This is a genomic window from Methanobrevibacter sp., assembly GCF_045577275.1.
In the GTDB taxonomy this organism is placed as follows: Archaea; Methanobacteriota; Methanobacteria; order Methanobacteriales; family Methanobacteriaceae; genus Methanobrevibacter.
Genome location: NZ_JAZNIB010000009.1, coordinates 1 through 12,481, shown reverse-complemented (window position 1 = coordinate 12,481; position 12,481 = coordinate 1). Strand labels below are relative to the sequence as shown.

The 12,481-nt window shown below is 32.8% G+C and carries 11 protein-coding genes and 2 tRNA genes; 9 read left to right on the top strand and 4 right to left on the bottom strand.

What is annotated here, in order from left to right; all coding sequences use genetic code 11:
- From ACKI67_RS00275 to ACKI67_RS00260, 4 genes are all read left to right on the top strand, one after another.
- The coding region (locus ACKI67_RS00275; RefSeq protein ID WP_407461377.1) for a tetratricopeptide repeat protein at positions 1-245 on the top strand (245 nt) is incomplete at its 5' end.
- A 157-nt stretch (positions 246-402) separates the two neighbouring features.
- On the top strand, positions 403-1,398 hold the full coding sequence (gene ilvC / locus ACKI67_RS00270) for a ketol-acid reductoisomerase (protein ID WP_407461375.1): 996 nt from the start codon (positions 403-405) through the stop codon (positions 1,396-1,398).
- A 171-nt stretch (positions 1,399-1,569) separates the two neighbouring features.
- The gene (locus tag ACKI67_RS00265; RefSeq protein ID WP_407461374.1) at positions 1,570-2,721 is read left to right on the top strand and encodes a TMEM175 family protein; all 1,152 of its coding nucleotides are present in this window, start codon (positions 1,570-1,572) and stop codon (positions 2,719-2,721) included.
- A 157-nt stretch (positions 2,722-2,878) separates the two neighbouring features.
- Complete coding sequence (locus tag ACKI67_RS00260) at positions 2,879-3,883, top strand: methanogenesis marker 12 protein (RefSeq protein WP_407461373.1); 1,005 nt, start codon at positions 2,879-2,881, stop codon at positions 3,881-3,883.
- Positions 3,884-4,058: 175 nt separating this feature from the next.
- On the opposite strand, the gene ACKI67_RS00255 is transcribed toward ACKI67_RS00260, so the two are convergent.
- The 3 genes from ACKI67_RS00255 to ACKI67_RS00245 all read right to left on the bottom strand — a co-directional run bounded on the left by ACKI67_RS00255 (position 4,059) and on the right by ACKI67_RS00245 (position 8,322).
- Complete coding sequence (locus ACKI67_RS00255) at positions 4,059-5,687, bottom strand: hypothetical protein (protein ID WP_407461372.1); 1,629 nt, start codon at positions 5,685-5,687, stop codon at positions 4,059-4,061.
- Positions 5,688-6,394: 707 nt separating this feature from the next.
- On the bottom strand, positions 6,395-7,219 hold the full coding sequence (locus ACKI67_RS00250) for an undecaprenyl-diphosphate phosphatase (RefSeq protein WP_407461371.1): 825 nt from the start codon (positions 7,217-7,219) through the stop codon (positions 6,395-6,397).
- A 179-nt stretch (positions 7,220-7,398) separates the two neighbouring features.
- Positions 7,399-8,322: a branched-chain amino acid transaminase gene (locus ACKI67_RS00245; protein WP_407461370.1), complete on the bottom strand. Its 924-nt coding sequence runs from the start codon at positions 8,320-8,322 to the stop codon at positions 7,399-7,401.
- Between the two features lie 305 nt (positions 8,323-8,627).
- Here ACKI67_RS00245 and ACKI67_RS00240 point away from each other — a divergent pair.
- Positions 8,628-8,699: transfer RNA gene (locus ACKI67_RS00240), tRNA-Val, on the top strand.
- 119 nt (positions 8,700-8,818) lie between these two features.
- A tRNA-Val gene (locus ACKI67_RS00235) sits at positions 8,819-8,890 on the top strand.
- Positions 8,891-9,164: 274 nt separating this feature from the next.
- On the opposite strand, the gene ACKI67_RS00230 is transcribed toward ACKI67_RS00235, so the two are convergent.
- On the bottom strand, positions 9,165-10,325 hold the full coding sequence (locus ACKI67_RS00230) for a restriction endonuclease (RefSeq protein ID WP_407461369.1): 1,161 nt from the start codon (positions 10,323-10,325) through the stop codon (positions 9,165-9,167).
- 234 nt (positions 10,326-10,559) lie between these two features.
- On the opposite strand from ACKI67_RS00230, the gene ACKI67_RS00225 reads away from it, so the two are divergent.
- The 3 genes from ACKI67_RS00225 to ACKI67_RS00215 all read left to right on the top strand — a co-directional run bounded on the left by ACKI67_RS00225 (position 10,560) and on the right by ACKI67_RS00215 (position 12,396).
- Positions 10,560-11,270, top strand: a complete 711-nt coding sequence (locus ACKI67_RS00225) for a thymidylate synthase (RefSeq protein ID WP_407461368.1) — start codon at positions 10,560-10,562, stop codon at positions 11,268-11,270.
- A gap of 112 nt (positions 11,271-11,382) precedes the next feature.
- A complete protein-coding gene (gene surE / locus ACKI67_RS00220; protein ID WP_407461367.1) occupies positions 11,383-12,162 on the top strand; it encodes a 5'/3'-nucleotidase SurE in 780 nt (259 codons plus the stop codon).
- An 87-nt stretch (positions 12,163-12,249) separates the two neighbouring features.
- Positions 12,250-12,396: a hypothetical protein gene (locus tag ACKI67_RS00215; protein WP_295608065.1), complete on the top strand. Its 147-nt coding sequence runs from the start codon at positions 12,250-12,252 to the stop codon at positions 12,394-12,396.
- Positions 12,397-12,481: the final 85 nt, after the last annotated feature.

The window sequence follows — 12,481 nt, the reverse complement described above, 5'->3', positions numbered from 1 at the left end:
TATTAAAATCATTAATTCTTTATAATCTGAAAGAGTTTGATGAAGCTAATGACATTTGTGATTGTTTAATAGAAAAGGAACCTAAAAATGCCAAAAACTATTGCCTAAAATCCATGATCCTATTTGAAGAGGGAAAATATGAGGAATCTTTAGGACTTATTCAAAAAACTTTAGAGCTTAATCCAGACTGTGAAGATGCAATTGAACTTAAAGAGAAAATAGAAACTAAAATGCATAATGCTTAATCTAATTCTTATTGATAAGTTTTATAAACTATTAAATTAAATATATAAACATTATATTTAATATTCAAATTAGTGAAAATCAACTAATTTACTATTGAATATACTTAAAAATTAAATTTACAAAAATTACTAAAAAAACTTAAAAGGAGTCATAAAAATGAAAATGTATTATGATGACGATGTTGACGCTACAGTCGTTGCAGATAAAACCATTGCTGTAATCGGTTACGGAAGTCAAGGACGTGGTCAATCTAGAAATATGGCTGACAGTGGATTGAATGTTATTGTCGGTCTTAGAGAAGGAGGTTCATCCTGGCAAAAAGCTGTTGATGACGGTATGAATGTAAAAACTATTGAAGAAGCTGCAGAAGCTGCAGACATCATTCACATCTTGCTTCCTGATGAAACCCAAGAAAAAGTTTACAAAGAACAAATCGCTCCTTATGTTGAAGCTGGAAACACAATTTCATTCTCTCACGGTTACAACATTCACTTTGGTTTGATCCAACCTGGAGAAGACGTAAACATTGTAATGTTTGCACCAAAAGGACCTGGTTCCAGAGTAAGAACCACTTACTTAGACGGTTTCGGTATTCCTGGACTTGTAGCTATTGAACAAGATGCTACCGGTGATGCATTGCAAATTGCATTAGGTATGGCAAAAGCTGTAGGTCTTACCAGAGCAGGTGTAATTGAAACCACCTTCCAAGAAGAAACTGAAACTGACTTGTTCGGTGAACAAGCTGTTTTATGTGGTGGTTTAAGTGCTTTAATTAAAGCAGGATTTGAAACTTTAGTTGAAGCAGGTTACCAACCTGAAATCGCTTACTTTGAAACCTGTCACGAAGTAAAGCTCATTGTAGACGACATCTACGAAAACGGTATGGCTGGAATGTGGCATGATGTAAGTAACACTGCTGAATATGGTGGATTAACCAGAGGTGGCAGAATAATTACTGATGCAACCAAAGCTGAAATGAAATCAATTTTAACTGAAATCCAAGACGGAACCTTCAAAAAACAATTTGCAGATGAAAACGCAACTGATGCAGCAAACTTAAAAGAAATGAGAGCTGCTGAAGAAAAAGAAGACATCGAAGTTGTTGGTAAAAGGTTAAGAATCGCTTGTGGATTACAAAAAGAAGACGAATAATTTCTCTTCTTTTCTTTTTTTACTTTTTTTATTATTTTTTTATTATTTTTTTATTATTTTTTTAAAATTTTTATTAATTCCAATATCTTTTTTTCTAGAATTTTCAATTGTTCGTATATGTGTTTATTTTATTGAAAAATTATATTAACCAATAAAACTATATTAGAAAATATGAATGCGAATAGGTTTGAAACTTTTTATGATGCAGTATTGGCAATTGTCATAACAATTTTGGTATTGAAGATTCCCCAACCATTAAGTCCAACTTGGGGTGCAGTCTTTGCAAATTCATTGAACTTTTCAACTTATGCCATAGTGTTTTTGGCAATCATCAACATTTGGTACAACAATCATCATCTATTCCAAATTTTTGATGAGATAAACAACAGGGCACTCTTTGCATATGGACTTTCACTTTTCTTGACTTCACTATTTCCATATTTTGCATTGTGGATTTCAACAAATCTCTATTCATTGACTGCCGAGACAATCTTTGGAATCATCATAATTTTTGCAAACCTCTCTCACATCATAGCATTGTTTGCCGTTTATGGGGCAAATGGATACAATGACAGATTGGAAAATCTGAACATCAAGCCAATTCATATATTGTTTCCTATTATAATTTTGATATTGGGATTCATAATCTCTTATACAGTATATCCTCCTGCCATTTATGTGGCCTGTTTGCTTTCTGTAGTCGTAAGCATCATCTATAATAGGGTTCAAAGGGAGGAATTTGAAGACACTGAAAGATTTGAGGCATTAATCGATGCTATTGTAGCTATTATCATAACAATCATAGTTCTTGAGATTCCACTTGCTGCAAATGGTAGCTTAGGGGCTCTTCTTGATTTGAAGCTTGAATTTTTTGCGTATATAGTCAGTTTCATCGTTGTCTTCAATATGTGGAAGCTCACCTATAACGTATTTGCCCTTGTAAATAAGATCAATTATAATGTGATTTGGTCTATAGCAACAATGCTCTTTTTCTTGTCACTTATCCCATATTTGACAACTTTCGTTTCCATGAATTTCCATGAATTCGTGCCACAATTCCTATACGGTTTGGATTTCATGATAATCTCCATATGTTCATTTATCGGAACATATCAAATGAAAAGGCTGGACAAATCTAATGTATACTTGCAGAAGACATTTGACAATTACAACAACCTTATAATAACCATGGTATTAACATGCATCTTCATAATTATTGGTTACTATTACTATCCACCAATAATAATAATTTCATGTCTCCTTTCAATCAGTATTCAATGGATATTCTTTATTAAGAAAATAAATCTGCTTGAGATTGTTTAATCGATGCATTTAATTAAGAAAGTAAATCTCTTGGGATTATTTAATCAAATACCTAAAATTATTATATAAAACTTTTTAAACTATGTCAAATATAGGTAAATTATCAAATAATTATTCTAAATTTATTTTTCTCAAATTATGATGAATTGTGATTAAAATGGTATATGTAGGTATGGATCATGGAACCACTGGAATATCATTTGCCATAATGAATGACACAGAGGTTCTTGATGTTTTTAAGATATCTCGTGAAGATAGCAAGGCTGGAAGAGTTTCAGCCATTGAAGAATTATCTAAACGCACAGATTTGGATGATATAGAATTAATGATTATCACTTATGCTATGGGAGATGGAATCAATAAGATTCTTCCAATTGAAAAGGTTGAAAATAGGGGAATCCTTTCAATCGGTGGTGCAGGCAAGGTGACTGGTGGAGGAACATCAGTATATTCAGAGATTGAAAATGCCAATTTGCCTGTATTGATGATTCCAGGAATCCATAAGGATTGCGAATGGCTGGACCCACTGTTTAGAGCAGCCTATTCCCATCATGCAAGCCCTGAAAAAATCAGCATAGTTTACAATGCTTATCTTGAAACCAATTGGGAAAACATGATTGTTGCAGACATCAGTTCCAACAGCGTTGACCTGCTTGTTGAGGATGGAATAATCAAAGGGGCTATTGATGCCTGCTGCGGTGCAATGGGTGTTGTTCATGGACCTCTCGACCTTGAGATGATAAGGGACATTGATGAGGGAAAGAGAACAGCAAATGAATGCTTCTCTCATGCAGGTGCTGTAAAGATAGCAAACATTGACGATAAGGTTGCATTCATGAAGGATGACCTATTAGAGAATTATAGAAATGGCGATGAGAAAGCAAAATTAGCTATTGACACCATGATCATGACTGTGGCAATGGAAATAGCTGGACTCATTGCCGTAAGCCATAATGAAATTGAAGGAATTGTTCTCACAGGTTCAATGGGTTCAATGAAGGATCCTGTTGATTTTGAACTTGAGTTGAACAAATATCTAAAGAACAAGTATCCTTGCAAGATCATTTCAAGCGAGTCTGGAGCTATTGGTGCAGCACAAATAGCAAGAGACATTGCCCATGGAAAAAGAGAGATTATGGGTATAAAAGTAGAATTAGAATAAGTTTTTAAATGTTTTTTTTAAAACATTTCTTTTTTTTATTTTTCTTTTTAACAAATTTTAATCTTTTTTAAAAATAGTTTTGATTAGTTTTAATTATTTAAAAATAGTTAATTTTAGTTAAAAAATAAAAGTTAAAAGATAATGATTTGCTATTCATTATCTTTTATTTTTTAGTTTAAAGGTGTCTTTGGACTGTGACGGTACTGTTTGTAGTTCCTGGTTTTAGGATTTTGTTTCCATCAAAGGTTGCCTTAACATTGTATGTTCCAGGATTCAATGGACCAAATGTTGCTTCTCCTTCACCATCTACAAGCTTTACAGTGACTTCTTCATGGTAATTTCCATTATCTATTTGGACTTTCACATTATCGTTCAAAAGCTTGTTGGATTTGATGGCTACAACTGCAGTTGATCCGCTATATCCTGATGTTCTAATATCCATGTTTAAGTTGGCCTCTCCTTGCTTTGTGAATTGTGTTGTGTTTTCAGCAGGTTTGTAGTATATGTCTCCATTGTAGATAACTGTAGCTGTATATTCTCCTCCAGGTAAATCGTCTATTGTTAATGTGCCGGTTCCATTTTCCAGGTTTAGGTAGTATTTCTGAGAATTATTTAGCTTTATTTCCACTGGGTTGGATAAATTTGCATTTGTTTGAATTTTAATCTCTGTTTTATCTGCTTTTGTATTGCCTACCGCATCTATGCTCAAATTTGGAGTGTCTCTTTCCCTAACATTAAATGTGGTTGAGTTTGCCACCTGCTTAAATTTGTCATTGCCGTCAAATGTAGCAACTACAGTGTAATTGCCTGGTGATAAATTGTTGATATAAGAGTGACCAACACCATTCTCCACTTTAACAGTGACATTTCTTGATTCCTTAACACTTATTACATTGACTTTTACATCCCCATTCAATGATTCATTAGTGTTTATTTCTACGATGCCTTGTTCAAAATCGGTAATATTGTTGACATGCACACTTAAATAAGGTCTGGTCTTAGGATTTGGATTTTCTTTCACGGTGAAGGTAGTGGTTTTTTCACTTTCTGCAAACATATAGTCTCCGACATAAGTCGCTTTTGCAGTGTAATTACCTGGGCCCAATCCGCTGATTGAACCTTGAGCTAGACCATTGACTACTTTAAATCCATAGGTGTGCCCATCGTTTATTTTAACTCCTACATGTCCATTTACGGATTCATTGGCTTTTATTGTCACATTCACTTCTTCGCCATAAAGGGCATCATCAATATTTATATCCAAATTTGGGTCTGCATTAGATTTGACCATGAAACTTGTGGAGCCGCTCCAAGGTTCAAAACCTTCATTCCCTGCATAATATATATCAACTTTATATTGGCCAGGTTCTAAATTTTCATCTAGTTGTATTCTATTGTTTTTTTTAACTGCTGTCCAGTAATCCAAGTTAACAGCATATTTATGAGTAAATTGGGGACATGAAAGTTCAAAATTGCCTGTAACATAAATTGGAGCATAATCATTTCCTACTTTATGACAATCTATAACTGCAACAGGTTTTTCTCCGTAATTGCAATCTTCAATATCCACATCAAAAGAGATGTGGTTTTTAGTGAGGGTTTTATTATCTGTATTGTTGATTTTTTCAATATCCATTTCTGACTTGTATTCATCGGAAATATCATTTGAACTGTCATCTGTATCAATTGAAGTCTCATTGGAAATATCAATTGATGTATTCTTTTCACTGTCGCTTAAGTTTTCAAAGCTTGCATTGCTGTCTTGATTTAAATCAATGGCACTTAAAGGTGCTAAGCAATACATAATCATTATAAATATGCAAAATAGTTTAATAGTTAATTTATTCATGCTATCCTTTCCTTAAATTTTATCGTCTTAATTCATAAATTATACGAATTTGTGAAATCAAGTGTTTGCTTGCAATTCAAAACGAAAAATAGGGGACCAAGGAGGTAAATAAATGAAAGTTAAAATATATTAATTTAAATTGCAATATATTTAGTTTATTAGAAATTTGCATGCATGCTTTCTAATTCGATTAAGTTTTTTTTATCGTATTATTGCATAATTTAAAAAAGTCATTTATGTGCTGTCATCACATAGAAATTTCTAATACACTAAATAGTTTAGTTTATCTATTTAATTCCTTCCCTTAAGTTCGCTAATTATTACTTTCTAGGGCTATATATAAATAAGTTTCCGAAAGCAAGTGCTTGCTTTCATTTTAAAATATGAAATTAAGGATTAAGAAGAAGTATTTAATTAAAAAAACTAATAAATTTAATTTAAATCATCATTGTTAGACATTTATTGCTTTAAATTTATATTATACTAATTTCATGAGATAAATTATAGTAACTAATAAAATTAAGATCGGTGGTATGAATACGAATAGATTTGAAAATTTTTATGATGCTGATTAGTTAATAAAAGTTAATTAATAGTTAAAAATAGTAAAATTTAGAGAAAAATCTCTAAACTTTTTTTTTAAAAAAATTTATGGTTTAGACTTAAATAATTAAGCTTCCAACCAATACGACTATTCCTACAATCCAACAGTAGTATGCAAAAATGTCCAAACTTTTTTCTCTAATGATTTTAAGCAAGAAGCTGATTGCAAAGTATCCGGAAATGATTGCAACGATGAAACCTGCAAAGCAAGCCAATAAATCAACATTTCCTGCAGTCAAATCCTTAAGTTGGAATACTGCAGCACCTAAGATTGCTGGGATAGATAAGATGAAACTGAATTTAGCAGCAAATTCCTTGTCTAATCCTGCAAATAATCCTGCAGCTATTGTAGTTCCTGAACGGGAAAGACCAGGCAATATTGCCAATGCTTGTCCACATCCCATAATCAATGCTTCTTTTAGGCCTACGTTTCTTACATCAATTCTGCCGCTACCCATTCTTTGGGAGGCATATAAAAGACAACCTGTAATCAACAATAAGAATGCAGGGATAGTCAATCCTGTAAACATTGCTTCGATAGCATCGTTGAACAATACTCCTACAACTCCAACAGGAATGGTAGCCAATATTGTAAGCCAAGCCAATTTTTTATAAGGGTCCTTTTTCATTTCTGGAATGAATTTTCCTTCCTTCAAGTCAAGGAGGCTTGAAAGGAATCCTTTAATCATATTAATGATGTCAGTATAGAAATAGGCTACAACTGCTATAAGAGTTCCTAAATGCAATAATACGTCAAATGCCAATCCAACATCTGTAACACCTAACGCTTGTTGAGCAAATATTAAATGAGCAGAACTGCTCACAGGCAGAAATTCAGTTAATCCTTGGACGAGTCCAATGATTATTGCTTGTAAAATGTCCATTATTTCACCTTTTTTTAATAAATCATAAAAATTACATGGTTTTAAATTAATCAATTAATCCTTTTTGATTAAAAATTTGATTAAAGTTAATTGGATTAATTTATAAAAATTTAAAAAAATAACTCATGCCCGAGGACATAAGTTATTGATAAGAATTTTTTAAACTAGTTTTCTCATGTCTATTCGACATAAGTTAACCAATTGTGAATATCTTCAGATCTTCCATATACTGCATCGAAGTATTTTTCTTGTAATTCTTTGGTTACAGGGCCTCTTGATCCGATACCGATTTGTCTGTTGTCGATTGCACGGATTGGAGTAACTTCTGCAGCACTTCCGGTAAAGAATACTTCATCAGCTAAGTATAATCTTTCTCTGGAAATGGTTTCTTCAGATACTTCATAACCTAAGTCTTTTGCAATGGTCATGATACTGTCTCTGGTAATTCCTCTAAGGATGGAAGAACCTAAGTCAGGAGTTATGAGTTTGCCATTTTCTACAATGAAAATGTTTTCTCCACTACCTTCTGCAACGTGTCCGTGATAATCTAATTGGATTGCTTCATCGTAACCATGTTCTCCAGCTTCAAGGTTTGCAAGCTGGGAGTTCATGTAGTTAGCTGCAGCTTTTGCAAGTACAGGCAAGGTACCTGGTGCTGGTTTTCTCCAAGTGGAAATACCGATGTTTGCACCTTGTTCCATTTCTTCTTCACCGATGTATGCTCCCCATTCCCATACAGCAATGGTGGTGTTGACAGGACAGTTTAATGGGTTTACACCTAATTCACCAAATCCTCTGTAGGTAATTGGTCTGATGTAACATCCTTTTAAGTTGTTTTCTTTAATGGTATCTATGATTGCATCACAGATTTCTTCTTGAGTAAATGGAATTTCCATTTTGTAAATTTTAGCGGAATCAAATAATCTTTGTACATGTTCTTTTAAACGGAATACAGCAGGTCCATTTTCGGTTTCATAACATCTTATACCTTCGAATACTGCAGTTCCATAGTGTACTACGTGGGAGAGAACGCTGATTTTTGCATCTTTCAATGCTACAAATTCTCCATCCATCCAAACTTTTAAATTTTCATCAAATGCCATATTTTCACCTTTTGTCTTTTTAAAAGTAATTTTTTATGTCACCTAGTTAATGTAAGGATTGTTTTTAAAGGGATTTTTATTTATTAGTTCTAGTTAGAAAATTGTCTTTAAAATAATTCCTTTATTAATTATCTATTTCTTATATTTTAAATATATTACTTTATTTTGAACATTTTTTATTAAATTTTTTGCATTTTATCAAATATTTGCCCTTGTTTTTTGGAAAATGCTCATGCCTTATTTTTTAAAAATTCCTTTAATCGAAAGTTTTAAATAAGAGGTTAACTATATTTATAATGTAGCATGGTTCCGTGGTCTAGGGGTATGATATCTCGCTTACAACGAGAGGATCGTGAGTTCGAATCTCGCCGGAACCACTTCCAAGCTTTTTGAGTCTTCGACTCAAAAACCTTGACCAAAATCTTTTTTATAAGATTTACTTTTTTAAATTTTTTGAATTAATTTTTTACAATTTTAATTCTATTTTTGTTTCATTGGTTCCGTGGTCTAGGGGTATGATATCTCGCTTACAACGAGAGGATCGTGAGTTCGAATCTCGCCGGAACCATTTACAAGCTTTTTGAGTCTTCGACTCAAAAACCTTGACCAAAATCTTTTTCTATTTTTGATTATTGCATAGTTTATGCTTTTTTTTAACTCATTTTACTTTGTTCGTATAAAATAGAATTAAACATTTTTTCATTCTTAAAAATAGTCTTTTTTTTAAATAATAAAAATAAAATAAAGAAAAATAAAAATAGTGATTTCTCATAAAAATAAAGAAATTAGATATTTAAAATTAATTGATTAGTTGAAACCTTAGTTTTTTCTCGAAAACTAACTTAGAAAGCAACAATCAATATCATTATTATCACTAATGAAATAAAGAATACAATTGTTCCTTTTACTAAAATATCTGCTTCCCTATCTGCATAAATCACTAATCCATAGGATAAGAGCAATGCTATGATAAGTTCTCCGATTCCTAAATATCCTGTTGGAATCTTAGCTATTTTTCCAAAGATGAATCCAATCAAGTAGGAGATTATAACTGTAACAGCAACCATTACAATGGTATTTTGCAGGAGAGGCTTAATGATTTCTCCAATTGGTTTGCTTGGTTTTTCAGGAAGATTGCGGCTGTAATTGCTTAATCCACCACTTGGTGAGGACATAAAGCTATGCCTATTACCATATTCCGGACTTCCTCTATTTCCTAAATCTCTACTTCTTGGACTGAGAGAGCTGTTTGGCTTGCTTGATAGGAAAGACCTTCTGTTTTTCTTAGGAGCTTCCTGATAGCGGTTTGCAAACAATGAACTTACTGGACCAGAATAATTGTCCCTTGGAGTCTTGTTTAAGAATTCAGCACGATAGAGCTCATCGTCATACTCATCGTAATGGCTTAATTCCAATCCGCCAACTTCATCCTCATAGTATTCCATGTCTTCAGCGAATTCCTCATATCCTTCATAGGAACTTTGAAGCCTGTTATATGACCTGTCATCATAATAGCCGCCTCTGCTATCATAGTTTGATGCATTGTCAATATAATCCCTGTTGACATCCCGGCTATAGAATGAATCACTGTCAATATCAGCAACTCTGTCTGTTCTACGATCCAATCTTGCTTTTGGTTCTTTATTTTTATTTGAATATTTTTTGGCTAAAGTAACAAGGTTGTTTCTGTCGATCAGTTTGATTTTTCTCTCTTCAGCATATCTTTTTGCTTGAGAAGAGAAACCGGAACTGGTTACAACAGCAACTTTAGATGCTTTAAGTTTCTTACCAATGACTTCCATTTCTTTTAAAACATCGATTCCAACTTCCCAGTCCTTATCGTAGTTCTTGCATGCAACTACCAATCCAAAATCCCCCATTGAGGTTTGGAGAATTGCATAAATGTCTACAACCTGTTGGGATGTTTTAAAATTTTTGTAAACTTTAAAGCCAGAATCTTCAAGAACTTTAGCTATAAAATTCACTAATTGTGGTTTTTCCACGGTTTCACCTAATCTTAATTTTAATATAATATATTTATATTTTCTCAATATATAATTTTTATTAATTTTTTTTAAATATTTTCATAAAATTTATTAATTTTTCACAGTTTCTTCAATCAATAAAAAATTTTATAATAAGGTAAGTATATATTATTAATTAATAGAAAATAATCTAAAAAACTAGTTATTTTCAATCTAATAATTATCTAATATAAAATTAAGGAATCGTTTATTATGAAATCTATTGGTCAATGTTACTTAGAATTTGTTAATAAAATCTTAACTGAAGGTAAGGAGACATATAAGGACAGTGATCATCATTTAAAGGAAAGTCTCGGTAACTATTATCTTATTGATGATCCATTGGATTTGAAATTCAGAGCTAAATATCAGCACATGACTCCTGAATTGATGTTGCAGGAAATCAAAAGCGGAAAATTTGATATTGATTCCTGCCCTATTAAAGGAGATGCATTGTATGAATATGTAAAATCCTTTGAGATTAGAGATGATCAAGGATTCGTTTACACCTATCCTAATCGTATATTGGAGCATTTCGGTGTAGACCAATTTGAAACCATGAAACAGAGAATCTTAACAGCTACTGGAAGTAACCGTGCAGTCGCTGTAACAATCGACCCTGCATTGGATGGGGATAGGGAAGACATTCCATGCCTTCAGGTCATACAGATTCTCGTAAGGGATGGAGAATTGACCATTCACTGTTTCTTCCGTTCCAATGACATCTTTGGAGCATTCTATTCCAACATGTTCTTCATAACCTATATTGGAATTAAGATGAAAGAGGAAGTAAACAAGGAAATCATGGGAGACAAATTGAACTTTGGTGGACTCCACTACCATTCAACTTCTGGTCATATCTACAATAATGATATGAGGGCAGCAAGAAAATTGATTTCTGCCAACAAGGCCGCATTAAAGTAATTTAGGATTGTTAAATTTTTTAAGATTTGAGATTTTAGGATTGTCTTATTGGATAATTCTAAAATTATTGCTTTTTTTAATCTATTTTTTTGTTATTATATTGATGATTCATATGAAAATTTTATTATCTAACGACGATGGCGTAGACGCATCAGGTATTTTGGCAGCTAAGCAGGTTGCCCAAAAGTTTGGAGATACCATGGTGGTTGCGCCATACAATCAGCAAAGTGGAATAGGTCATGCATTGACTCTTGTTGAGCCTATTAGGGTAAATGAAGTAAAATTAAGAGATGGGGATATTGGCTATGGAGTCACTGGAACCCCTACAGATGCAGTGACAATTGCAATTTATGAACTTATGGATGAATGGCCTGACTTGGTGATTTCTGGAATCAACACCGGTAGAAACACTGGAAAAGGAGAGCTTTCAACATCTGGAACAATAGGTGCTGCAACAGAGGCAGCTTCTTTAGGAATTCCTACAATTGCAGTCAGTCAGCATACTCCGGATGACAACATCAAGTTTGATGAGGGGCATATTGAAATTGACTTTTCATCAAGCCAGAAAGTCTTGGGAGACCTTATCCAAAAGGTAATCGACAATGGATTTCCTGAAGGCGTTGACATCTTGAATCTGAATGTTCCTGCAAATCCAGATTCCTACAAACCTAAGATATGTCCTTTGGCAACAAGAATGTATGAGCCTGTTGTTGAAAAGCGTATAGATCCAAGAGGAAGGGAATATTATTGGATTGACGGTATCTTTTATGAGGGAAATCCTGAAGATTCAGATGACCATGTTCTTTTGAATGAGAATGTGCCTACCTTGACTCCTTTGATATTGGATATGGCTAGTGATTTGGAAGCCTTGAAAGGATGGTACGGCGAATAGTTAAATTTATTTCATAATACACAAACAATATATAAGATAAGTTACATAATATTTATTAATTATTATAAAAATTTTAGGAGATAAAATATGTCTGTAAATCAACTTGAAGCTACATTGCAAGCTGTTACACATACCTTGGCAAAATTGGAAAAGGAAGGCTGCAATGATGAAAAACTATTGAAAGAGCTTAGAAAAGAAAGAGATAAACTTTTGAATGAATTGAACTTAAATTAATTTTTTTTAATTCTTATCGATTAAGTTTATAAAACATTAAGAATAAATTATATTTTACAAAACTTATATTAATCTAAATTTTATT